17 protein-coding genes are annotated in these 24,858 nt (G+C 44.6%); 12 read left to right on the plus strand and 5 right to left on the minus strand.

Translation table 11 applies throughout. The features are described 5' to 3' along the window. Nucleotides 1-14 precede the first annotated feature (14 nt). The 12 genes from NXV01_RS23150 (at nt 15) to NXV01_RS23205 (ending at nt 19,240) form a co-directional block, all read left to right on the plus strand. Nucleotides 15-1,328 carry a DUF4925 domain-containing protein gene (locus NXV01_RS23150; protein ID WP_259023288.1) on the plus strand — a complete coding sequence of 438 codons (1,314 nt, stop codon included), beginning with the start codon at nt 15-17 and terminating at the stop codon, nt 1,326-1,328. An 11-nt stretch (nt 1,329-1,339) separates the two neighbouring features. Next, nucleotides 1,340-4,186, plus strand: a complete 2,847-nt coding sequence (locus NXV01_RS23155) for a TonB-dependent receptor (RefSeq protein WP_074556912.1) — start codon at nt 1,340-1,342, stop codon at nt 4,184-4,186. A 135-nt stretch (nt 4,187-4,321) separates the two neighbouring features. Beyond that, on the plus strand, nt 4,322-5,002 hold the full coding sequence (locus tag NXV01_RS23160; RefSeq protein WP_008651952.1) for a hypothetical protein: 681 nt from the start codon (nt 4,322-4,324) through the stop codon (nt 5,000-5,002). 39 nt (nt 5,003-5,041) lie between these two features. Then, nucleotides 5,042-6,916 carry an alpha-L-fucosidase gene (locus tag NXV01_RS23165; RefSeq protein ID WP_259023289.1) on the plus strand — a complete coding sequence of 625 codons (1,875 nt, stop codon included), beginning with the start codon at nt 5,042-5,044 and terminating at the stop codon, nt 6,914-6,916. Nucleotides 6,917-6,924: 8 nt separating this feature from the next. Then, the gene (locus NXV01_RS23170) at nt 6,925-7,455 is read left to right on the plus strand and encodes a GNAT family N-acetyltransferase (RefSeq protein WP_074556917.1); all 531 of its coding nucleotides are present in this window, start codon (nt 6,925-6,927) and stop codon (nt 7,453-7,455) included. A 262-nt stretch (nt 7,456-7,717) separates the two neighbouring features. Beyond that, entirely contained in the window at nt 7,718-8,590 is an 873-nt protein-coding gene (locus NXV01_RS23175; RefSeq protein WP_074556919.1) for an electron transfer flavoprotein subunit beta/FixA family protein, read from the plus strand. A gap of 2 nt (nt 8,591-8,592) precedes the next feature. Continuing rightward, nucleotides 8,593-9,612, plus strand: a complete 1,020-nt coding sequence (locus NXV01_RS23180; protein WP_074556922.1) for an electron transfer flavoprotein subunit alpha/FixB family protein — start codon at nt 8,593-8,595, stop codon at nt 9,610-9,612. Between the two features lie 6 nt (nt 9,613-9,618). Continuing rightward, a complete protein-coding gene (locus NXV01_RS23185) occupies nt 9,619-11,325 on the plus strand; it encodes an acyl-CoA dehydrogenase family protein (protein WP_259023290.1) in 1,707 nt (568 codons plus the stop codon). 153 nt (nt 11,326-11,478) lie between these two features. Beyond that, on the plus strand, nt 11,479-13,233 hold the full coding sequence (locus NXV01_RS23190; RefSeq protein ID WP_195650275.1) for a rhomboid family intramembrane serine protease: 1,755 nt from the start codon (nt 11,479-11,481) through the stop codon (nt 13,231-13,233). 7 nt (nt 13,234-13,240) lie between these two features. Continuing rightward, on the plus strand, nt 13,241-13,660 hold the full coding sequence (locus tag NXV01_RS23195; RefSeq protein WP_074556967.1) for a hypothetical protein: 420 nt from the start codon (nt 13,241-13,243) through the stop codon (nt 13,658-13,660). A gap of 38 nt (nt 13,661-13,698) precedes the next feature. Next, nucleotides 13,699-18,759: a DUF4132 domain-containing protein gene (locus NXV01_RS23200; protein ID WP_259023291.1), complete on the plus strand. Its 5,061-nt coding sequence runs from the start codon at nt 13,699-13,701 to the stop codon at nt 18,757-18,759. A gap of 7 nt (nt 18,760-18,766) precedes the next feature. Next, nucleotides 18,767-19,240 (plus strand): GAF domain-containing protein, encoded by a 474-nt coding sequence (locus tag NXV01_RS23205; protein ID WP_259023292.1) that lies wholly within the window; start codon nt 18,767-18,769, stop codon nt 19,238-19,240. A 109-nt stretch (nt 19,241-19,349) separates the two neighbouring features. Here NXV01_RS23205 and NXV01_RS23210 read toward each other — a convergent pair whose 3' ends face one another. The 5 genes from NXV01_RS23210 to NXV01_RS23230 all read right to left on the minus strand — a co-directional run bounded on the left by NXV01_RS23210 (nt 19,350) and on the right by NXV01_RS23230 (nt 24,750). Continuing rightward, a complete protein-coding gene (locus NXV01_RS23210) occupies nt 19,350-19,664 on the minus strand; it encodes a chaperone modulator CbpM (protein WP_167511769.1) in 315 nt (104 codons plus the stop codon). Between the two features lie 14 nt (nt 19,665-19,678). Beyond that, nucleotides 19,679-20,644 carry a DnaJ C-terminal domain-containing protein gene (locus NXV01_RS23215; RefSeq protein WP_122138235.1) on the minus strand — a complete coding sequence of 322 codons (966 nt, stop codon included), beginning with the start codon at nt 20,642-20,644 and terminating at the stop codon, nt 19,679-19,681. Between the two features lie 113 nt (nt 20,645-20,757). Beyond that, a complete protein-coding gene (locus NXV01_RS23220) occupies nt 20,758-22,461 on the minus strand; it encodes a phosphoethanolamine transferase (protein WP_258981483.1) in 1,704 nt (567 codons plus the stop codon). Next, the gene (locus NXV01_RS23225; RefSeq protein ID WP_259023293.1) at nt 22,448-23,647 is read right to left on the minus strand and encodes an outer membrane protein assembly factor; all 1,200 of its coding nucleotides are present in this window, start codon (nt 23,645-23,647) and stop codon (nt 22,448-22,450) included. The genes NXV01_RS23220 and NXV01_RS23225 overlap by 14 nt, the downstream gene beginning before the upstream one ends. Before the next feature lie 89 nt (nt 23,648-23,736). Continuing rightward, a complete protein-coding gene (locus NXV01_RS23230; RefSeq protein WP_259023294.1) occupies nt 23,737-24,750 on the minus strand; it encodes a low specificity L-threonine aldolase in 1,014 nt (337 codons plus the stop codon). Between the last annotated feature and the right edge of the window lie 108 nt (nt 24,751-24,858).

Raw genomic sequence — 24,858 nt, forward strand, 5'->3', positions numbered from 1 at the left:
AATATAAAAGAACAATGAAAAAAATATCTATCCTATTAATAAGCTGCCTTGCCGTAGCGTCTGCATTTTTAACTTCTTGTGATAATGATCACTACGGACCAGAGCCTATAGATGTAACAGCCAATTATTCAAATAAACTATCAAACCCCAATCCGAATCTAATTCTTACCTATAATGGTGAAACAATGATCGGAAAATCAGTAGACTTTAGCACTGTAACAGGAGAAACCGCTATTATTAACTTATATGATATTTTACCAGGAGAAAAAGAAGTAAAAATTATGTCTATCCCCCTTTCTGGAGATGGGCAAGGATATTCTTTTTCAGGAAATAGTATGGGAAATGAGACTTTAAGCTCTTTTAGATACGAAGGACGCGTAATAAAAGGACAGTTAACATTAAATATATCCAATATCAAAATGGGCAATGCAGAATTATGGGCAAATACTTATAAACTACCCACAGTTATTAATGGCATCAAAACGATTGTAGTTGGAGACATGTGGGGAGAAGAATATACATGGCAAGATGTTGACGGACAAGTACTAAATGCATCATGCTATTTTTATGCAGACATAGAAGCTTCAGAAAGTGGAGCCACAACTCAAACATGGGGTAGTGCTATTCAAAACATATTAAGTTATATTTTGCCACAAGTTCTACAAGAAATTACTTTAGGAGCGGACGGGAATGTAACGGCTTCTTATTCAAATGAAGCATTGACAGGAGTAGACATGGATATCATTTTTGGATTTCTAGAAAATCCATTAACACAGGATATGATTACTCCTAACATTGTTAACCGTAATTATATTCCATCTCCAAAAGGATTTGCTAATTGGTTCCAAAAAGACGGTAAGTTAATATTAAAATTAAACTTAGCTAATATTATTGCCTCAATATCCAGCGGCAATCAATATATGGATGTCAATATAACCAATGCTATCATTGAAGCTATATCCCAAATGGATGCTATGAAAGTGAAAGAATTGCTAACCACGCTCAATCAAAGTCTAAAAAATGAAACACTTGGATTCCTGCTCAATGTCAATGACACTTCTTTCAAAGCTATTTTCAATTGGTTAACTACCGGAATCCCGATGCAAGTTATTTCAAAAGATGGACATACTTTTATTTACTTAGACAAAGAAGGTTTTACTCCCATAGCCAAATTACTACCAGATCTTAGTCCGCTAATAGTCAGTCTGCTTCCAGAAGATATGCAATCACTGGGAGGAATCATCTCTATATTTTTGAACGGTATATCAGACGCTTTTCTATCACCTGAAAAAATAGAATTTGGTTTGGAAATTGTTCCAAATAAATAAAACAAAAAACAATGAAGAAATTATATATCCTAACAATCCTGTTATGCCTTACCGGTTTCGGAAGCATCTTTGCCCAAACCCTGAAAGGACATATATATGATGCCAAGACCAATGAGCCATTGGTCGGAGCCACCGTCACCTACAAACTTCATGGTAATCAGGGAGTAGTATCCAACATTAACGGAGAATATGAAATCAAACTTCCCGAAGGTGGAGTTGACCTTGTATTCAGCTATGTTGGCTATGATGATGTCTTGATGCCCATCGTTATCAACAAGCGTGAAGTAGTCACCAAAGACGTTTACATGAAAGAAAGCACCAAGCTGCTGGAAGAAGTCGTAGTCAGTGCCGGACGCTTTGAACAGAAGTTGAGTGATGTCACTGTCTCCATGGACGTTGTTAAATCCGGAGATATTGCCCGTCAGGCACCCACGGATATATCTTCCACTCTCCGCACACTTCCCGGTGTAGACATTGTAGACAAACAACCTTCTATGCGCGGAGGTAGCGGATGGACTTACGGAGTAGGTGCACGCAGCCAAATTCTTGTGGACGGAATGAGCACACTGAATCCGAAAACAGGAGAAATCAACTGGAACACTGTTCCTTTAGAGAACGTAGAACAGGTGGAAGTGATTAAAGGAGCATCTTCCGTACTATATGGCTCATCAGCTTTGAATGGTATTATCAATATCCGTACCGCACGTCCGGGACTGACACCGAAAACACGATTCAGCGCCTATATCGGTGTATATGGTGATGCGGAAAACGACGAATACCAATGGAGCGACAAGAGTTTCTGGAAAGATGATAAATATTCTGTTAAACCGATCCTGCGCGGAAGTCTTCTTAGCGGTATACGGAATCCTATTTACGAAGGATTCGACCTCTCCCATTCCCGCCGTATCGGTAATTTCGATGTCAGCGGAGGAATCAATCTTTTCACTGATGAAGGATACCGCCAACAGGGATACAACAAACGTTTCCGTATGGGAGGGAGCCTCACTTATCATCAGCCCGATATGGGAATGAAACTGTTGAACTATGGTTTCAATGTCGATTTCCTTTCCAATCAATACGGCGACTTCTTCATCTGGCGTTCACCAACGGAAGTGTACAAACCGTCTCCTTTCACCAACATGGGACGTGAAGAGAATAATTTCCATATCGATCCGTTCATCAACTATGTGAATCCGGAAAACGGTACGTCACATAAGATTAAAGGACGTTTCTATTACAGCGCCGACAATATCGTACGCCCTACCCAAGGAACTTCCATCACTGATATTCTAGGAAATATGGGAACTGATGCCAAAACGATACAGAATATAGCCGGTGGCGATTACAGTTCACTCTATCCTGCATTGGTAGGTATCGGTTCCGGACTTGTCAACGGTAATCTGGAAGATGCCATGAACGGAGTGTTCACCTCATTAGGCAATATTTTCCCGAATGCGACGACTGCCGATTATTGCGATCTGATCTCCTGGGTAATGGACAACGGAGTGCCGAGTGACTTGGGAGGACTTGCGAACGGACAGTTACCGAGTGATCTGATTCCGTGGTTATCAAATGTTATCAATCCGTCACGAAACACTCCCAAAACACAGACTGATAAGAACTTCGATTACTATCTCGACTACCAGTTCAATAAGAAATGGGAAGGTGGTGCACAAATCACTACCGGAGTAACCCTGGAACATATCCGCTATGACTCCGCTGTAATGGATGAGGTATACAAAAGTGATAATGTAGCTGCTTTCCTTCAGTACGATCAGCGCTTTTGGGATCGTTTGAGTGTGTCTGCCGGTGTACGTGCCGAATATTATCGGGTGAATAATCATCACCGTGAAGCCGAAACCAAAATTTTCGGAACCAAGGTTCCGTTCCGTCCGGTCTTCCGTGCAGGGTTAAATTATCAGCTGGCTGATTACAGTTTTATCCGTGCCAGCTTCGGACAGGGTTACCGTAATCCGTCTATCAATGAAAAATACCTGCGCAAGGATATTGGTGGAGTTGGCGTCTATCCTAATCTGGACATCAAACCGGAGAAAGGATTTAATGCGGAATTAGGAATTAAGCAAGGATATAAGGTCGGCAATTTCCAGGGTTTTGTGGATGTTGCAGGATTCTATACACAGTATAAAGACATGGTTGAATTCCAGTTCGGACTGTTCAACAATGCCAATTACACAATGATTAATAGCATAGGCGATGCATTCCAGATGCTGACAGATGGCAAAGGTTTCGGCATCGGAGCCCAGTTCCACAATGTATCGAAAGCCCAGATTTACGGAGTAGAAATTTCAACGAACGGCGTGTATAATTTCAATAAGAATACGAAGTTGTTCTATAACTTAGGATATGTATACACGGAGCCACGCGATGCTGACTATCAGGAACGTAATGCAGTAGAGGGGCTTTATACCGATCCTCTTCAGATGAAAGAGAAATCGAACACAGGTAAGTATCTTAAATATCGCCCGAAGCACAGCTTTAAAGCTACAGTAGATTTCCAGTGGAAACGTATCAATGTCGGTGCCAATGTAGCATGGAAGAGCAAAATTCTGGCAGTTGACTATCTGATGTTGGACGAACGCGAGAAACAGCAGAAAGACCTGATGGATTATGTACGTGGCATCCTTTTCGGTTATTCAAAAGGAGAAACACTGGCTACTTACTGGAAAAAACATAATACAGACTATGCTACTGTCGACGTACGCTTCGGAGTAAAAGCCACAAAAGAAGTAGCTTTCCAGTTTATGGTGAACAACCTGTTGAATAAAGAATACAGCTACCGCCCAATGGCAGTTGCCGCCCCACGTACTTTCGTGCTGAAAATGGACGTCACTTTCTAACTAACTTTCAAGATTCACAATTACTTAAGAAACGGCTGCTCAATACAGCCGTTTTCTTTTTCTCCTCATCTGTCATCATTTATCTATATATTGTGTATCTTTATCCCCCGAAAACAAGAAGAAATAACCGATAAAATGAAAAAACGAATCCTACTTATTGTCATCCTGTTTTGTACAGCCTTTGCACAGGCACAAGAAGTTTTTGTAACTGCTGATTTTGTAAGCAGTTATATCTGGCGCGGTATAGATAGCGGTAATGCAAGTGTGCAGCCTTCACTCGGCCTCAACTGGAAAGGACTGACTGTTTACGCATGGGGCTCTACCGAATTTCGCGAAAAGAACAATGAAATAGATTTATCACTAGAGTACGAATACAAAAACCTGACTCTTTACGCCAATAACTATTTTACCCAGACAGAAGAAGAACCTTTCAAATACTTCAATTACAGTTCGCACTCTACCGGACACACTTTCGAGGCAGGAGCCGGCTATATGCTTAGCGAAAAGTTCCCATTGTCAGTAAGCTGGTACACTACCTTTGCCGGAAACGATTACCGGGAAAACGGGAAACGTGCCTGGTCCAGTTACTGCGAGTTGAGTTACCCGTTCAGCGTGAAGGATGTAAATATGAATATCGAAGCTGGTTTCACTCCTTGGGAAAGTATGTACTCCGACAAATTCAATGTAGTCAATATCGGATTATCTGCAACAAAAGATATCAAAATAACGTCCAACTTCTCTTTACCCATCTTCGGAAAGCTAATAGCCAACCCTTATGAAGAGCAACTTTATTTTGTAGTTGGAATTACATTGTAGATGATTCTTACATTCAATTATTAACTAATAAACACCCCCATGAAAAAACACTTTCTTATCTTCGCAACAGGTCTCTTTCTACTAAGTGCCTGTAATTCGGTAAAAGCACCGGAAGCTATCTTACCCATTCCCGAAGCCAAACAGGTGGAATGGCAAAAAATGGAAACGTATGCGTTTGTACACTTCGGACTTAACACATTCAACGACCGCGAATGGGGATATGGAGACTCCGATCCTAAAACATTCAACCCTACCCGTCTGGACTGTGAACAATGGGTACAGACATTTGTCAAATCCGGCATGAAAGGAGTGATCCTGACAGCGAAACATCACGATGGATTCTGCCTGTGGCCCACGCAACTGACAGAATACTGTATCCGCAACACTCCGTACAAAGACGGAAAAGGAGATATTGTTCGCGAACTGTCCGATGCCTGCAAAAAGTATGGCATTAAATTCGCAGTCTATCTCTCTCCCTGGGACAGGCATCAGGCCAATTATGGTTCCCCCGAATATGTAGAATACTTCTATAAACAACTCAACGAATTGCTGACCAACTACGGTGATGTATTTGAAATCTGGTTTGATGGTGCCAACGGTGGAGACGGCTGGTATGGCGGAGCAAAAGACAGCCGTACGATCGACCGCAAAACTTATTATAACTATCCGCGAGCTTACAAGATGATTGATGAGTTACAGCCACAAGCTGTTATCTTTTCGGATGGAGGTCCGGGCTGTCGTTGGGTGGGCAACGAACACGGATTTGCCGGAGCCACCAACTGGTCTTTTCTCCGTGCTGGAGAAGTTTATCCGGGCTATCCCAAGTATCGTGAACTGCAATATGGTCATGCCGACGGTAACCAATGGGTAGCTGCCGAGTGTGATGTTTCCATCCGTCCGGGATGGTTTTATCATCCGGAAGAAGACGACCGTGTGAAAACAGTAGACGAACTGACCGATTTATATTACCGCAGCGTAGGACATAACGCAACGCTATTATTAAACTTCCCGGTAGACCGTGACGGATTGATTCATCCTACTGACTCTGCCAATGCCGTAAACTTCCACCAGAATGTACAAAAACAACTGGCACACAATCTGCTGGCCGGCCTCTCTCCCAAAGCATCGGACGAACGCGGAAGAACATTCTCCGCCAAAGCTGTGACCGACGGTGATTATGATACTTATTGGGCTACCAATGACGATGTCATTTCAGCCACTATCGAATTCGATTTACCTCAAGCAGAGAAGATCAACCGTATGATGTTGCAGGAATATATTCCTCTCGGACAACGTGTCAAATCATTCGTTGTAGAATATAACCAGGCAGGCGAATGGATCCCTGTAAAGCTCAATGAGGAGACTACCACTATCGGATATAAACGGCTCCTTCGTTTCGAAACAATCACTACGGATAAGATTCGTATCCGCTTCACAGATTCACGGGCTTGTCTCTGTATTAATAACATTGAAGGATATTATGCAGGAGAGACTTCGGATACATACACAGCAAAAGCTACAGAACTGAAAAGCTACCCGTTCACTCTTGTTGGAGTAGACGTGGAGGAAGCACAGAAAGGTATGGATAAGAACGACCAGACCACCTGTTTCATCAATGGAAATACACTATTGATTGACTTGGGAGAAGAACGCACGATTACCTCATTCCACTATCTCCCCGACCAAAGTGAATATAATAAAGGGTTGATCGCGGCTTATGAAATCTCTGTAGGCATGGACAGCAATGCGGTCAATCAGGTAGTAGCCAAAGATGAATTTTCCAATATAAAGAGCAATCCGATTTTGCAATCGGTTTACTTTACTCCGGTCAAGGCTCGCTATATTCAGTTGAAAGCAACACGGATGATACATGACGGTGAACCGATGGGGTTAGCTGAAATTGGGATAAAATAATAGATGATATGGTACAGAAAACAGGAATTATCGTGCAGAAGAAAAACTATACTCTCCGTACCTGGCAAACCGAAGATGCAGCATCATTAGCCAAATATCTCAATAACAAGAATATTTGGGATAACTGCCGTGACGGTCTCCCCTATCCTTATAGTCAGGAAGATGCTAAAGTTTTTCTCGCTATGATACAAGCAAAAGAAAATATTCATGATTTCTGCATTGAAGTAAATGGAGAAGCAGTCGGAAGTATCGGTTTTGTACCCGCTACGGATGTAGAACGTTTTAGTGCAGAAGCAGGCTACTGGATTGGAGAACCTTTCTGGAATCAGGGAATCGTAACTGATGCTTTGAAAGAAGCCATCAACTATTATTTCGAACACACTGATAAAGTACGTGTATTCGCAGTCGTATTTGAGCATAACTCCCCATCCATGCGTGTATTAGAGAAAGTGGGATTCACGAAAGTAGGAATTATGCAAAAAGCTATTTTCAAGAATGATAATTTCACGAACGCACATTATTACGAACTTATCAAATAATCCGGAATTCATCAACAGTCTGCCGGACAATCCGGCAGACTGCCCATAAACACCTTGCCAACCCTGAATGAAATCTATAAAAACCTTCCTCTTTTGCTCAAAAATCTTAAACCTGTGCATTTTTTACTCGGATTTCTTGTCAGAACCAAGTGTTTGAGTAAATTTGCAAGCTGATAGTTAACCGGATAGTTTAGATAGCAAGAGATTACTACTTGACTACTGGCTGCTAACTTGTAGAAATACTAATACTAAAATTTATAGCATGAGTTTGAAAATTGTTGTATTGGCAAAACAAGTTCCCGACACACGTAACGTCGGGAAAGATGCCATGAAAGCCGACGGGACAATTAACCGCGCGGCACTTCCCGCTATCTTCAACCCCGAAGACCTGAATGCCCTCGAGCAAGCTCTTCGACTGAAAGATGCTCATCCAGGCTCTACCGTAACTATCCTGACAATGGGACCGGGACGGGCAGCCGACATTATTCGTGAAGGACTTTTCCGTGGTGCAGATAACGGTTACTTGCTGACCGACCGTGCTTTCGCTGGTGCAGACACACTGGCTACGTCTTACGCACTGGCTACTGCCATCCGCAAAATCGGTGATTGCGACATTATTATCGGCGGTCGTCAGGCTATCGACGGTGATACGGCGCAAGTAGGTCCGCAGGTAGCAGAGAAACTGGGATTGACGCAGATCACATACGCAGAAGAAATTCTGGAAGTGGGCGATGGTAAAATCAAAGTGAAACGTCACATCGACGGTGGCGTAGAAACTGTAGAAGGTCCGCTGCCCATCGTGATTACCGTAAACGGTTCTGCAGCTCCCTGCCGTCCGCGCAATGCAAAATTGGTTCAAAAATACAAACATGCCAAGACTGTAACCGAAAAGCAGCAAGGCAACCTTGATTATACCGATTTGTATGACAAGCGTGATTATCTGAATCTGCCAGAATGGAGTGTAGCCGACGTAAACGGTGACCTTGCGCAATGCGGTCTGTCCGGTTCGCCGACCAAAGTGAAAGCCATCCAGAACATCGTGTTCCAGGCTAAAGAGAGCAAAACCATCAGCGGCAGCGACCGTGACGTGGAAGACCTGATTGTTGAACTATTAGCTAACCACACCATCGGATAATCATGAATAACTTATTTGTATATTGCGAAATAGAAGAAGGTAACGTTGCAGACGTTAGCCTCGAACTTCTGACCAAAGGTCGTTCGTTAGCCAACCAGTTGAACTGTCAGCTCGAAGCTGTAGTTGCCGGCAGCGGCCTCAAAGATATTGAAAAACAAATCCTTCCTTATGGAGTAGATAAACTTCACGTTTTCGACGGTGAAGGACTTTACCCTTATACATCACTTCCCCACACAGCTATCCTGGTGAACCTCTTCAAAGAAGAGCAACCGCAAATCTGTTTGATGGGTGCTACCGTTATCGGTCGTGACCTCGGTCCGCGCGTTTCTTCTGCCCTGACCAGCGGATTGACTGCCGACTGTACTTCACTTGAAATCGGTGACCACGAAGACAAAAAAGAAGGTAAGACTTATAAGAACCTGTTGTACCAAATCCGTCCGGCATTCGGCGGTAACATCGTTGCTACGATTGTGAACCCGGAACACCGTCCGCAGATGGCAACCGTTCGCGAAGGTGTGATGAAGAAAGAAATCCTCTCTCCGACTTATCAGGGGGAAGTGATCCGTCACGACGTGAAAAAATATGTAGCTGACACAGACTACGTAGTGAAAGTGATCGAACGCCACGTAGAAAAGGCCAAGAACAACCTGAAAGGTTCCCCGATTATCGTAGCCGGTGGTTACGGTGTAGGTTCGAAAGAAAACTTCGACCTGCTGTTCGACCTCGCTAAAGAACTTCACGCAGAAGTAGGTGCCAGCCGTGCAGCTGTTGACGCAGGTTTCGCAGACCATGATCGCCAGATCGGACAAACAGGTGTCACCGTTCGTCCGAAACTCTACATCGCTTGCGGTATCTCCGGACAAATTCAGCATATCGCCGGTATGCAGGAAAGTGGTATCATCATCTCCATCAACAACGATCCGGACGCTCCGATCAATACGATTGCCGATTACGTAATCAACGGAAGTATTGAAGAAGTTGTGCCGAAGATGATTAAGTATTATAAACAAAATAGCAAGTAAGGAAAGATGGCTAATTATTATACAGACATACCGGAACTCAAGTATCACTTGAACAATCCGATGATGAAACGTATTTGCGAACTCAAAGAACGCAATTACAGAGATAAAGATGAATTCGACTATGCTCCGCTGGACTTCGAAGATGCTGTAGACTCTTACGACAAAGTATTGGAGATTACCGGAGAAATCACAGGAGAAATCATTGCCGCTAACGCAGAAGGTGTAGACGAAGAAGGTCCTCACTGTGCCAACGGTCGCGTAGAATATGCTTCCGGAACCAAACAGAATCTGGATGCTATGGTGAAAGCCGGACTAAACGGCATGACCATGCCACGCAAATTCGGTGGTTTGAATTTCCCGATCACTCCGTACACCATGTGCGCGGAAATCGTGGCTGCCGCCGACGCCGGTTTCGGAAATATCTGGTCTTTGCAGGACTGTATCGAAACGCTGTACGAATTCGGTAATGCAGACCAACACAGCCGCTTCATCCCTCGTGTATGCCAAGGCGAAACAATGTCCATGGACTTGACAGAACCGGATGCAGGTTCCGACCTTCAATCTGTTATGCTGAAAGCTACTTACAACGAAAAAGACGGATGCTGGTTGCTGAACGGTGTGAAACGTTTCATTACAAACGGTGACGCTGATATCCACCTCGTACTGGCACGTTCGGAAGAAGGAACAAGAGACGGTCGTGGCTTGTCTATGTTCATCTATGACAAACGCCAAGGGGGTGTAAATGTGCGCCGTATCGAAAATAAACTCGGTATTCATGGTTCCCCTACTTGCGAATTGGTATACAAGAATGCAAAAGCTGAACTTTGCGGTGACCGCAAACTCGGTTTGATTAAATATGTAATGGCTTTGATGAACGGTGCCCGTCTGGGTATTGCCGCACAGTCCGTAGGATTGAGTCAGGCAGCTTACAATGAAGGATTGGCTTATGCCAAAGACCGTAAGCAGTTCGGCAAAGCGATCATCGAGTTCCCGGCAGTATATGACATGCTGGCTATCATGAAAGGTAAATTGGACGCCGGACGTGCTTTGCTGTATCAAACAGCCCGCTATGTAGACATCTACAAAGCTCTGGATGACATCGCCCGCGAACGCAAACTGACTCCGGAAGAACGTCAGGAACAGAAGAAATACGCCAAACTGGCAGACAGCTTTACTCCGCTGGCCAAGGGGATGAACTCTGAATATGCTAACCAGAACGCTTACGACTGCATCCAGATTCACGGTGGTTCAGGATTCATGATGGAATATGCTTGCCAACGCATCTATCGCGACGCGCGTATCACCAGCATCTACGAAGGAACTACCCAGTTGCAGACTGTAGCCGCTATCCGTTACGTGACTAATGGTTCTTATATCGCTACTATCCGCGAGTTTGAGGCCATTCCTTGTTCACCGGAAATGGAACCGCTGATGTCTCGCCTGAAGAAGATGGCTGACAAATTTGAAGCAAGCACCAACGCTGTAAAAGAAGCACAAGATCAGGAATTACTTGACTTCACTGCCCGCAAATTGATGGAAATGGCTGCTGACATTATCATGTGTCACCTGTTGATTCAAGATGCCAGCAAAGCTTCCGAACTGTTCTCCAAATCTGCACACGTATATTTGAACTATGCAGAAGCGGAAGTGGAAAAGCACGCAAACTTCATCGAAAACTTCGACAAAGAAGATTTGGCTTTCTACAAAAAGTAACAAATAATCGACTAAATCTCATAAAAGCATCCTTTCTTACGAAATGGATGCTTTTTTTATTTGTCATATTCTATTATTTTCCATTATTATTCTATACATTTGTCAGTGAGATAAGTTATTTTTTAATTGATGACTCTAGATAAAGATAGAAATATGGCACTCAAACCTTCATATAATGACAAACTACATCTGCCTGGTTTATCCAACACGGAAATCCTTATATTGGCTCTCGAAGCTTCTCAAAAACTTGAGTGGAATATCAGAGAAGTGACTCCGGAAGGAGTCCGGTTTGAAGTCCCGTTCAATATGTACTCTCACGGAGAGGTAATAACCTTTACTATAGAAAAGGAAAGTGACGGAGAAGTATCCGTTCGCAGCCAGTCTTCTTCCGTACAATTTGTTGATTATGGAAAGAACAGAAAAAATATACAGAAATTACGGGAGGCGATGGAAGAAATAAGGACTTCACTCACTCTGGAAGAGTTAAGCCGGAGAGCAGAAGATTTCGAAGAAGAGTTCAACCGACCGCTCACGGAAGAAGAAAAAGCTTATATAGAAGAAGAAAAGAAAAAAAACTCCTTCCTGTCTTTCTTCATTCCCCGCAAAGGATTCATAGCGACCCCCATCCTGATAGACATCAACATTCTTGTATTCATTGTGATGATTGCTTCCGGAGTGGGTATTATGTCCCCTTCCACTCTGTCACTACTGAAATGGGGAGCCGACTTCGGACCGCTAACTCTCACTGGTGACTGGTGGCGCACAGTGACTTGCAACTTCATACATATCGGAGCTTTCCATCTCCTGATGAACATGTATGCTTTCATGTATGTAGGACTTCTGTTGGAAGAACTGATAGGAGGACGCCGTATGTTCGTTTCATACCTGCTAACCGGATTATGTTCGGCTGCATTCAGCCTGTATATGCACGGTGAGACAATCAGCGCCGGAGCTTCCGGATCTATCTTCGGACTTTACGGTATATTCCTTGCGTTCCTCCTCTTTCATCGCATCGCCAAAGAACAACGAAAGGCATTGTTAACCAGCATCCTCATTTTTGTGGGGTATAATCTGGTTTACGGGATGAAAGCCGGCATTGATAATGCCGCCCATATTGGCGGGTTGTTAAGCGGGTTTGTTCTGGGAATTATATACGTGGTCGGCTACAAGTTCGAGAAGCCCGATGCACAGCGGACTGTCTCCATCATCGGGGAGCTTGGTATATTCTGTATATTCCTGTTCAGTTTTATGATTCTTTGCAAAAACGTTCCTCCTCTTTACTCGGAAATACGCAATGAATGGGAAAGCGGCATTGTGGAAGCCTATCTGAATGGTGAACTGGAAGAGGAAAACGAGAACAGCAACCATCCCGCTGTGAATTCTACAGACAATCTTTCCAGCAGGAAAGTTACGGCATATACGCCTGTCGGCAATGACGATACGTGGCTGTCTTATTATGATGCAGCTACCAAATTCAGTTGCCAGTATCCTACCAACTGGACAAAAATAACAGGAGCAAAAGGAATAATTGACAGTGCGGAACCTCCATTACTCATGCTGGTCAACGGAGGGAATCAATTAACGATTACCGCCCTCACCTACGACACGCAGAAGGAGTTTGAACACATGAAAGAGTTATCACTCACTCTCCCGCGAAATACACAAGGGGAACCGTCAGAAGATTACCAACTAAGCAATGTCAACATCAACGGACTCCCTATGACAAAGATCACGAATCCCCTGCACATCGGGGCTCCTGATGAACCGGGAGAGGATGTAAAACAAATAGTGTTGCATTATTTTCAAGAGAGCAAGAAACGATCTTTTGCCATTGTCATGCTTGTCTATGACGAAGAAGCTGAAACCGATCTGAATGCCATTACATCAAGTATTCAGATCACCCAATAAAGAGAATATGAGAGTATATATCCAAGTCAAACAGTTAGGAAAACGAAAGTGCAGTATCGAAAAGATTCCTATCGATTTTCCTGTTCCGCCTGTCAATGTACAGGGGTTGATCGAAGCCATCGTCAGTTGGCAAGTCTGCGAATACAATGAACGCTTGCAACAGAGCGAAGTGCTGAAATACCTCACACAGGAAGAAGTGGAAAATAAAACAGCTTCCGGCAAAGTAGGGTTTGCAGTAAATTATAACGGCAAACCAGCTGTAGAAGTCGAAGCGATCACCAATGCCCTGCAATCCTACGAGGACGGGATTTTTCGTATCTTCATGGATGATGCGGAAGCCGGGGACTTATCCTCTCCCATCCAACTTAAAGAAGAATCGACCCTGACCTTCATCCGGCTCGCCATGCTGTCGGGAAGATTGTGGTAATCATTATCCTATAAAACACATTGAAAACGAAAAGAATCATGAGACTGATTTATAATGACGCATTAAATAAACGGATTGCTCCATACCTTGAAAGGTTAACAAAAAAGAGAACCAGTTTAGACAAAGAGACAATGACACTGTTGGATGTATTCATGCAATACTTCAACATGGATACCCGATATGGTGCATACAGCGATAAATTAGAGCCTTGCATCATCTATATTATCCAAGAAGAAAAGATTAAAAGCGTTGCCAATCTTTTCGACGGTAAGTTGAACAAGCTACTCCGCTATCTATTGGGAGACGAGTACGCCCACCTATTCCACACCTATCTGGAGCTCAAAGCACGGTGTCCGTACACTCACGGATACTCGCGCCGGTCGCAACGGTCGGCAAATCCTCTTCTGCATATCGGCCACGTTATAGATGCATTGACCCAGTTTCTGAAACTGCGCGCCACCGGATTTACGGATCAAGCCGTACTGAACGGAGGAAACACTCCGGAAGAAATAGAAGCATACAAGGATTCGATGAACTGCCAGAACTGGATGGCCGCCCAAATAGCAGAAGGCAACCAGACTGTCATTAAGCATCTCAACAGCGTGCTAACCAGCGAAAATAACGCCAACCGCCTCAATCAGGGACATTTTCAGGCTATTGCAATGAGCGGATACCGCCCCTTACTGGAACTGGAAGGAAAGTTACTTCTGGCAGCCAAATTACAGGAAGGGCTCCGTCAAGCTATCGTGGAAACGATGGACGAAGGATGTCCCGAAAGTTATCTCCATCTTTTTTCGGTCATCTGCGACAACGGTCTGGAACGATTTGCTTCCGTGAAACGCGGTATTGCAGTCAGTACGGGGATTGGAGAACAAGACAGCAGCGAACGTATCACCAATAAATATGTAGAACTGATCCATCGTTTTCTGAACGACCGGAAACAGGCACACGCTGCTCTTCAAAGCAAAGATACAGTCGAACTCTATCTGGCTTTATGGAGCATCGGATTCTATAATACGGAAGAGATTCAGACGCTTGTGCCGGAAATTATCAAGAAAGGTGCTAAATATCAGGTACAGACGTTACTTTATTTCTTGCGCTGTACACAATATTCCGGCATGAACCACCGAATCAGCAAAAATGCCTTCGAAAGATGGCATAAGGAACCGTCGGTGGTAGCGGCTATCTTACCGTTGTATCTGTCCGGTCTCTATCTTAGCCGGTACGGAGGACACAAAGATGTCCCGTCACTCCACGACTATTTTGATAGCAAAGAAGAGGCGGTCCGCCATTATGAATATCTGAAGCAAGTCTATCAGTCCATCTCCGCCAAAGAGATTTATTCTCCTTATGTGTTCCCTTGGGAAAGCGCAGAGCTCACCCGTTCGGAAATCGTTCTCAAGATGGCATATATCACCTGGATGACCAATAACTCTGCATTGAAAGACGACCTTTGCAGCTATCTGCCCTCTCTGGATACTTATATGCGGGCAGGCTATATCGGTGTCGTATTAGCTCCACCGACCAGTCCGCTACAGGAAGAATATGTACTGCAATCATTGGGCGACCGTTCGCAAGATGTGCGTGAAGAAGCATATAAAGCATTGTCCGAGATGACCTTATCGCCCGAACAGAACCAGAAAGTAGAAGAGTTGCTGCGCTTCAAATATAGTGAAATGCGTATCCATGCCATCAATCTGCTGATGAAACAGCCCAAAGAACAGCTAGCCGGCAGCATCCGCCGCTTGCTAACAGACAAGGTTGCCGAACGCCGCCTGGCAGGATTGGACATGATGAAGACCATACACAACGTAGAATTCCTGCAAGATATCTATCAGGAATTGATTCCGACAGTCAAAGAGATTCAGAAGCCGAACGCAAAAGAAAAAGTATTGATAGAATCTCTGATTGGCAATGGAACAGAAGAGAGCGTCACACAACATTATACCAAAGATAACGGTTTTGGTCTGTACGATCCGTCTCTTGAAGTCAATCTGCCGGAAATTACCCAGGACAAAGGATTCAACGTTAAAAAAGCATTCGAATTCATTTGCTTCGGAAGGGCCAAACTCGTTTTCAAGAAACTAAGCAAATACATCGAAACCTACAAGAATGAAGAATTCAAGAATGGGTACGGAGAAGCACGCCTGATAGGTAACAGTGTCCTGATAAACTGGAGCAACTACGGAGGATTGAGCGGACTCGGATTCCCGGAATTGTGGAAAGCCTTCTACGAAGAAGAAATAGGAAGCTATGACAAATTGCTGATGATGAGTTTCATGCTTGCATCGACAGGTGCTCCCAAAGACAAGGACGACTACGATGAAGAGGATGAAGAAGACATCAAGGCAGCCCAGAAGTCAAGTAATACTTTTGAGCCGCTTGTCAACCGTATGTATGCCGGCATCACTTACCGCGGATTGCAGAAAGACCTCCGCAAGATGCCGTACTATGAACAGATGAGTGATATCATCGAAGCACTGGCATACGAGTACAAAGATGAAGCCGTCTATCAACGACTGGCTGTCAATATGCTACTCCAACTGTTGCCTTTGCTGAATACCAAAAACATTTTCCGCCAGTACACCAGTAAGCATGCATGGCTCCAGGACAAACTGGAATACGGAGAAAAACAAGTCGTTTATCCAATACATAACAACAAATTCGTGAACTTCTGGCTCGAAATGCCTCAAAAGCCCATGAGTGATGATTTATTTATCCGTTACTTCACGGTGCGCTATCAGCTTTATAAGCTCACCAACTACATGGAGCATACCCCCGAACTGGAGGAAACGGACTCTTATCTTCATGCCACGGACTTTGCCCGTGCCTGGATGCTGGGAATCATCCCGACAGAGGAAGTATACCGTGAAATGATAGGACGCATCAGCTCTCCCAGCCAGATTAAAGCAATCACCATGGTATTGAACGACAATGTTCGTTTCAACAAGGAAAAAGAAAGATACGCCGATATCAAAAACATCGACTTCTCCCTCTTCCGTTCCCTCGCCCAAAAGGTGGTAGACCGGATTCTTGAAATCGAATTAAAACGCGGAGACTCCGAGACACAAGTCACCTCCCTTGCAGAAGAACTAAGCTACGTCTATGGAGCCGAAACATTTATCCGTATTCTGCAAGCATTCGGCAAAGATACTTTCATACGTGACAGTTACAACTGGGGCAGCACCAAACGGGGTGTATTGAGCAGCTTGCTTCATGCTTGCCATCCCCTGCCTACGGACACCAGCGAGAAGCTGAAGAAACTGGCGAAGCAGGCCGAAATCAGCGACGAGCGACTGGTAGAAGCCGCCATGTTCGCCCCGCAATGGATTGAACTGACCGAAAAGGCAATAGGCTGGAAAGGACTGACAAGTGCAGCCTATTATTTCCACGCCCACACCAATGAAACGTGTGACGACAAGAAGAAAGCGATTATCGCCCGCTACACCCCCATCGACGTGGATGACCTGCAGGAAGGTGCTTTTGACATCGACTGGTTCAAAGATGCATTTAAGACAATTGGCAAGCAACGCTTCGAGGTGGTCTACAATGCCGCTAAATATATTTCATGCAGCAACAGCCATACCCGTGCCCGTAAGTTTGCCGATGCTACCAACGGTGCAGTGAAGGCGGCAGATATAAAGAAAGAAATAATAGCCAAGCGCAACAAAGACTTATTGATGAGCTACGGCCTCATCCCATTGGGACGGAAGCCGGATAAAGAACTGCTGGTTCGTTATCAATACCTGCAAAAATTCCTGAAAGAGAGCAAGGAATTCGGTGCTCAAAGGCAGGAAAGCGAAAAGAAAGCGGTAAACATCGCCCTGCAAAACCTGGCACGCAACTCTGGTTACGGAGACGTCACCCGCCTGACCTGGAGCATGGAAACCGAACTGATTAAAGAACTTCTTCCCTACCTGTCTCCCCAAAAGATAGACGGCGTAGAAGTGTATGTACAAATCAACGAGGAAGGCAAATCGGAGATTAAGCAAATCAAAGACGGCAAAGAACTCAACAGCATGCCTGCCAAACTGAAAAAGCATCCGTATATAGAAGAACTGAAAGCGGTGCACAAAAAGCTGAAAGACCAGTACACCCGTTCGCGCATCATGCTGGAACAGGCGATGGAAGACTGCACCCGTTTTGAAGAAAACGAATTGCGCAAGCTGATGCAGAATCCTGTCATCTGGCCATTATTGAAACATCTCGTCTTCATCTGCAACGGACAGACAGGCTTCTACACCGATGGATTGCTGGTTACAGTGAATGCCGTTTGCCTCCCGTTAAAACCGAAAGACGAGTTACGCATCGCACACCCCACAGACCTGTATACAAGCGGAGACTGGCATGCTTACCAAAAATTCCTGTTTGATAAATCAATCCGCCAACCTTTCAAACAGGTGTTCCGCGAACTTTACGTTCCGACTCCGGAAGAAGTAGAAGCCACTCAATCCCGCCGTTATGCCGGAAATCAGATTCAACCACAGAAAACGGTTGCCGTACTGAAAGGACGCCGTTGGGTAGCCGATTATGAGGATGGTCTCCAAAAGATATATTACAAAGAGAATATCATCGCCACCATCTATGCCATGGCAGACTGGTTCTCCCCTGCCGACATCGAAGCTCCGACATTGGAATATGTCTGCTTCCATAGCCGCAAAGACTACAAGTTGATGAAAATCTCGGAGATTCCTCCTGTCATCTTCTCCGAAGTAATGAGAGATGTAGATCTGGCAGTGAGCGTAGCCCATGCCGGAAGCGTTGACCCGGAAACCAGCCACTCTACCATCGAGATGCGCAGCGTACTGGTGGAACTGACGATACCGTTGTTCCATTTCAAGAACGTGACAATAAAAGGAAGTTTTGCTCACATCGAAGGCAAACTGGGTAAGTACAATATTCATCTGGGCAGCGGTGTGATCCATCAGGAAGGTGGTGCACAGATAGCCGTTCTTCCGGTACATTCACAGAATCGCGGACGCCTGTTCCTGCCTTTCGTAGATGAAGATCCGAAGACTGCCGAGATACTGACTAAGATTATCTTCTTTGCAGAAGACGATAAAATAAAAGATCCAAGCATCCTGAACCAAATCAAATAGTAAAGAGATGGCAGAAAATTTAATCATCCACACAGGAAGCAAGGAAGAAAAGTACCGGGAGTTACTTCCACAACTGCATTCTTTGGTAAGTACGGAAGCGGATCTCATTGCCAATCTTGCCAATATGGCAGCAGCCTTAAAGCAGACTTTCGGTTTCTTCTGGGTAGGCTTTTACCTTGTGAAAGGGGAAGAACTCGTACTGGGTCCGTTTCAAGGCCCCATTGCCTGCACTCGCATCCGCTTTGGCAGAGGAGTTTGCGGAACTGCCTGGAAAGAAGCCCGCACACTGATTGTTCCTGATGTAGAACAGTTTCCCGGACACATAGCCTGTAGTTTGGACTCGAAATCGGAAATAGTAGTACCGATCCTCAAGCAGGGCAAAGTTGTCGGGGTGCTGGATATCGACAGTGATACATTGGATAGCTTCGACACTATCGACGCACGCTATCTGGAAGAGATTTGTACGTATATTGTATTATAAAATAACGGTATAAACGTCCTGAAAAAATGGAGGCTTTGATTGAATGAATCAGAGCCTCCGTTTACTATAAATAGAACCTCTGTTCGAATCAAACAGAGGCTCTGTTTTTTTACCAGTCCATATCTTCTATTTCCCGTTCCCGATACAGCAAAAGTTGTTTGCGAAGCGAACTCATTTCGTGCCTCATATCTTCCATCCTTTCCAACAAATGATGAATGGCATCGATACCTTCCATATTGATGGATAAGTCGTAGTACATTCTGCTATAACGTTCCACGTTCGGGAGTTCCGACAAAAGCAGATAATGTTCGCCGCCTTCGGTATGCACGTTAATCAAACCGCCCTCTTCCAACATTTCGATGAATGAAGGCTCAATATGACATTTGTGACAGTATTCACTGACAATTATTAATTCGGTCTGCATAGTACTCATTCATTTTAGTTCATACTCTGTAATTGACGGAACAACTCTTTTTGTTTGTCGGTCAAGTTCGTAGGAATCTTGACAGAATAGGTCACAATCAAGTCACCGAATTGTCCTTCCTTCTTATAAACCGGAAATCCTTTACCTTTCAGACGGACTTTCGTACCGTTCTGCGTTTCCGGTTTTATCTTCAGTTTCACTTTACCGTCCAGCGTGTCGACTACTTTCTCGCCTCCCAATACGGCAGAGTAAAGGTCTACTTCCACATCTACGTACAGATCGTCGCCCAAGCGTTTGAACACCGGATCTTCAGCTATCACGAACGTAATGTACAAGTCGCCCGCAGGTCCTCCGTTGACACCCTCGGCTCCGTAGCCTTTCAGTTTAATAACCTGTCCGTCGGCTACACCGGCAGGGATAGTGATACGTACCTGTTTACCATTTACGGTCAATATCTGCTTATGCGTTTGAGCAGCATCACGAAGGGAAAGATGAAGTTCGGCATTAAAGTCCTGTCCGCGGAATCCCGCAGAGCCTTGTCCTCTTCCTCCCCGATGTCCGAACATGGATTCGAAGAAATCGGAAAATCCACTGGCATTGCCACCGGAGAATCCCTCTCCATCGGAACTATACCAATAGGTTCCGTTACCGTCGGAGAAACCCTGCCCCGCACCACCGAATCCGCCGAAACCTCCTGCACCGCCAAAGCCTCCGGCTTGTTGCTGTGCACGTTTCTGTGCTTCGAATTCATCGGCATGCTTCCAATGTTCTCCGTACTCGTCATACTTTTTACGTTTCTCCGGATCACTTAGTACCTCATTGGCTTCATTGATTTCCTGAAACTTATCCTTTGCACTCGGGTCATTAGGATTCAAGTCAGGATGATATTTCCGGGCCAACTTACGAAAAGCCTTTTTGATATCATTCTGCGAAGCACTTTTGTCTACTCCAAGAATCTTGTAATAATCTATATAGGCCATGTTTTATGAATTTAATCGTTCATACATCATAAGGCAAATAACACGCCAATCCCGCTTTTGGATGCAAAAATTAAAATAAATAAGTATTAAGTATCAAGTATTAAGTATTATACCTAATACTTAATATCCTTCTTTTCCAGCATCTGGAAGTCTTGCTTCTTCATGCCCAAATCATCCAACGGACGGGGTTCATTGTGATCGTTCAGATAAACTCTCGGTTTTAGGACGTAGTGCGAAGCTGTTACAGCCTGCGAATCATCCCGGTAAGGGGTTTCTATTCCACCTAAAGACAGCATGGTCGGGAAGAAAGAACTGCTGGAGGAAATATTCTTATCCTTATTACCAATGGCGGTACTCCAGTGTTCGGGATAGCTTTCACGGTAGTTGCCAGACATCCAGATAAGGAACGGAACGTGAAGCTGATAATAAGAAGGTACAGGAGAAGCGTGAAGGAACAGATGACGGGAATCGTCGAAAATGTCCTCTCCATGATCGGAAGTGTAGAGCATGGCGGCATCTGTCTGCTGATTTTCCAGTATGCGGATAAGCCGTGACAAGAAACGGTCTGTATAACGGATAGAGTTATCGTAGGCATTTATCAGATTATCCCGGTATTTCCTTTCCGCATCAACCGGATAATCGGGTGTAAAGAAAGCATCTTCTGACGGATAACGTTCACGATAGTTAAAGTGGGAACCGTAAGTGTGAAGTACGATGAATTGTTTCGTCGCACCTTTCGCCAGTTCCTCCTCCACCAATTTCAGAAGTTCGTCGTCAGAAGGATTGTAGGAAGAACTGACAGAATCTTCTTTTATAAAATCATATGTATCGGCTTCCATTCCGAAGAAGTCAATAAACGAATGGTTGTAACGTTGGTTGGAGAAAAAAGCCGTCCGGAAACCTGCCTCTTTGAAAGCAGTGATGATTCCTTTCTGATGGTAGATAGAGTCGTAGTTGCAAGCAGTAGCGTCCGACATCAGCATGGGGACACTTTTATGTGTCGTATTCGACTCTGTCAGTACTTTCGGGAAAGCAATCAGACCCGGTTGCCGGGATAAAAGCGGGTTTGTTTCACGTTCGTAACCATACAGTTGCCAGTTCAGGGCACGGGAGGTTTCTCCTACAACCATTACGTATACTTCCCGTTTTTCTTCCGGATGCGTAGGGCGGGCATGAAAAGTAAAGTCCTTGGATGTACGGTGATAATCCTGCGTCAAAGCGGTTCGCTGGAAGGCAAGACCTACGTTGTAGCATACATTCAGCGGGTATAAATCAGACTTCAACTCATATCCCGGGTCTTGCATATAGGCTCCGACAAGACTAAGGAGAGAGATTCCAAAGACTATGGAGGCTTTCTTCCGTTCTCTGCGGATAAATTCTGCCGTGAGTTTCCGCTTGCGTACAATTGAAATGGTTCCCAATATCAAAGCGGGCACGTAGAGTATGATTACGGCAATAATGGCAGGTGTGAGGTTATCAAGCAGTTCCAAGGCTTCACTCGAATTGGTGGTAACCAGATTCAGAAACATATCGACAGCGATAATGGACTGGCCGAACAAATAGAGCAGCACGATCTGAAAGGCTCCGAAGAACAGAAACAGGAATAAAATCCAAAGCATCTTGCCGCAATTCCTCGACAAAGTCATCAACAGGTAATAGCAACCGAAAGGTAACAACACATTGGCGACTTTTGCCATAAATGGTAAAGGTTCTGTAAAACAGAGTACCATATTAGGTACTATCAAGATAAACAGGAACAGATAAAACAGATGTTCCTGATTCTCCAACCAATTCTTTATATTCTTAAAAAGCTTCATTGATGTTAAAAATAAATCCGGTCTGGTGTTTGCCAAACCCTAAATCCAAACGTACATTTACTCTCTTCTTAAACTCCCAACGATAACCGAAACCATAATTAGGCAGAATATGTTTCGGGGTGAACTCGGAGAGTCGCGGAAAAATCGTTCCCGCTCCTGCCCATACTGCCACTCCATTCCGCTTCCAAACGTGTTGACGGAGTTCTATCTGTGCATCCATAGCACACTTGTCCCGATAGCGTCCTTCGTAATATCCACGCATCGAGTAGGAACTTCCCAGCGTTGCCATCAAGCCCCAGGGGGTATCTCCATAAGTAAGCAATGTGTGGAATTGCCCCGCCAATACTCCGCCCTTCCATACCGGTTGATAATAGCTGGTAGTGAGTTCTGTGCTGCTAAACGCATATTTATTGCCGAGAAAAGCCGGACTGAACCGTTGGTCTATCCGCAAGTAATAGCCATGATATGCATTTGTCAGGAAATCACGTGAATCGTAAAGGAGGGAAAGCCCCAGGCTGGTATTGGTAGTCCGTGCAGCCATTCCTTCCCATAGTTCCGGTTTATCAAAGTCCCGCCCGTCGATATAATCAAATACGGCCATCGGTCCGATGTAGAAGTTCTTTGCCAGCCGGAACATAAAATCAACTTTCACCTGTGCTTGAAAACGTTTATAGTCGCTTTCATTATCAGAGTTGGCTCCATTGTCATATCCCCGTCCCCAATACAGGCTGGGGAAAGAATAGAAATACAGATTGTAATTCAACCGGTATTTATCTTGCGGGAACAGATGGTTTCCACGGACTCCCAACAAATAGAAGCCAACCGTCGACACATCTCCGTAAAGAGAAACATTGGAGGGAGGAAGAAGCGAATCGATCCGATCGGTGCGATATAATCCGGCTGCCACCAGTCCGAGTCCGAACTTGGTATCACTGGAATAGTGAGGACCGCCTATCACACTGAAATCAAACTTTTTATTCTTTTTTTCCTTATTGGCATCATTGAAGTAATCAAGAAACTTCTTAAAGAAGCTGCGCTTCGCCGGAACAGAATCTTCAATGGTTACAGGTATAGAATCCTCCGGCAGTTCAATTTTAGTAGAATGCAGCTGCGCGCCCAATGGGGTTTGTGTCAATAACAAAATCGCGAATATGATTAGCCTGTTCTGTCTAGTATTCATAATCATAAGAAGTAGAAAACTTTGCGGACAAAGTTAGTTTCAAACTTCTTATTACAACAGAGTTTCAGGCGCTTTTGTTGTTCCGGATTTCCTTTTTAACGTTTTAAAAGTCTTATAAACTCGCCTACATCCTCCTCTGTGGTATCAAAAGAAGTTACCAGACGGATTTCATTCTTCTCTTCGTTCCAGAAATAAAAGAAATAAGACTCCAGCATCCGGTCGATAACCGGGCGGGGCATGGTGAGGAATAACTGGTTACTTTCGGCTTTTTGAGTGAAAGTTACTTCGGGCAGTTTCTTCAATTCAGCATAGAGTTTAGCAGCCATTGCATTGGCATGACTGGCATTCTTCAGCCAGAGGTTATCTGTGAGATATGCTGTAAACTGGCAAGAGAGGTAACGCATCTTCGACGCTAATTGGGCGGATTGCTTACGGATGAAGCGGGCTTCCGATTGCAAGTCTTTATTAAATACAATCACGCACTCTCCCATCATCAGTCCGTTCTTCGTTCCGCCGAAACTAAGAATATCGACTCCGCAATCTACTGTCAGTTCTTTTAAGGTAAGATTCAAAGCAGCACAGGCGTTGGCTATTCTGGCTCCGTCCATGTGTACATACATGCCATTCAGATGGGCAAAGTCTGTCAGACGTTTCAATTCTTCGGGAGTATAAATGGTGCCAAGTTCGGTACATTGGGAGATGTAGAGGGCTCTGGGTTGTGAATGGTGCTGGTCGCCGAAACCATGCAGATAAGGTTGCATCAATTCCGGGGTAAGTTTACCGTCAGGAGTGGCGATCGGGCGAATCTGACAACCTGTCATTTTCACGGGAGAGCCGCATTCATCTACATAGATATGAGCCGTTTCCGCACAAAAGATGGAATGATACGGACGGGTCATCAACTGCAATGCTACCACGTTGCTACCTGTTCCGTTAAATACAAACAAGGGGACACAGTTGGGCGTAAAGGTATCCTTTATCTTCGCTACGGCTTCTTCTGTCCATTTATCATCGCCATATCCTAAAGAATGGTCTATATTGGCCCGGTTCAATGCTTCCATTACCAACGGATGCACACCGGAATTATTGTCGGAGGCAAAACTTCTCATTGTTTCTTACATTTTAATTCGTGATGCAAAGTAACAGAATTATTTCCGGAAATCCATTGAAAGGAAGATACATAAAGCAGAAAAAGGATAAAAAACGAGAATCTCCGA

Origin of the sequence: Bacteroides sp. BFG-606, assembly GCF_024788145.1 — a bacterium.
GTDB classification, from domain to species: Bacteria; Bacteroidota; Bacteroidia; order Bacteroidales; family Bacteroidaceae; genus Bacteroides; species Bacteroides vicugnae.

Bases quoted from the DNA above. Each gene is read 5' to 3' on its own strand.
- NXV01_RS23180 (WP_074556922.1), top strand. From the start codon at position 8,593: ATGAATAACTTATTTGTATATTGCGAAATAGAAGAAGGTAACGTTGCA.
- NXV01_RS23160 (WP_008651952.1), top strand. From the start codon at position 4,322: ATGAAAAAACGAATCCTACTTATTGTCATCCTGTTTTGTACAGCCTTT.
- NXV01_RS23215 (WP_122138235.1), bottom strand. From the start codon at position 20,644: ATGGCCTATATAGATTATTACAAGATTCTTGGAGTAGACAAAAGTGCT.
- NXV01_RS23190 (WP_195650275.1), top strand. From the start codon at position 11,479: ATGGCACTCAAACCTTCATATAATGACAAACTACATCTGCCTGGTTTA.
- NXV01_RS23185 (WP_259023290.1), top strand. From the start codon at position 9,619: ATGGCTAATTATTATACAGACATACCGGAACTCAAGTATCACTTGAAC.
- NXV01_RS23150 (WP_259023288.1), top strand. From the start codon at position 15: ATGAAAAAAATATCTATCCTATTAATAAGCTGCCTTGCCGTAGCGTCT.
- NXV01_RS23170 (WP_074556917.1), top strand. From the start codon at position 6,925: ATGGTACAGAAAACAGGAATTATCGTGCAGAAGAAAAACTATACTCTC.
- NXV01_RS23230 (WP_259023294.1), bottom strand. From the start codon at position 24,750: ATGAGAAGTTTTGCCTCCGACAATAATTCCGGTGTGCATCCGTTGGTA.
- NXV01_RS23165 (WP_259023289.1), top strand. From the start codon at position 5,042: ATGAAAAAACACTTTCTTATCTTCGCAACAGGTCTCTTTCTACTAAGT.
- NXV01_RS23200 (WP_259023291.1), top strand. From the start codon at position 13,699: ATGAGACTGATTTATAATGACGCATTAAATAAACGGATTGCTCCATAC.
- NXV01_RS23155 (WP_074556912.1), top strand. From the start codon at position 1,340: ATGAAGAAATTATATATCCTAACAATCCTGTTATGCCTTACCGGTTTC.
- NXV01_RS23220 (WP_258981483.1), bottom strand. From the start codon at position 22,461: ATGAAGCTTTTTAAGAATATAAAGAATTGGTTGGAGAATCAGGAACAT.
- NXV01_RS23210 (WP_167511769.1), bottom strand. From the start codon at position 19,664: ATGCAGACCGAATTAATAATTGTCAGTGAATACTGTCACAAATGTCAT.
- NXV01_RS23195 (WP_074556967.1), top strand. From the start codon at position 13,241: ATGAGAGTATATATCCAAGTCAAACAGTTAGGAAAACGAAAGTGCAGT.
- NXV01_RS23175 (WP_074556919.1), top strand. From the start codon at position 7,718: ATGAGTTTGAAAATTGTTGTATTGGCAAAACAAGTTCCCGACACACGT.
- NXV01_RS23225 (WP_259023293.1), bottom strand. From the start codon at position 23,647: ATGATTATGAATACTAGACAGAACAGGCTAATCATATTCGCGATTTTG.
- NXV01_RS23205 (WP_259023292.1), top strand. From the start codon at position 18,767: ATGGCAGAAAATTTAATCATCCACACAGGAAGCAAGGAAGAAAAGTAC.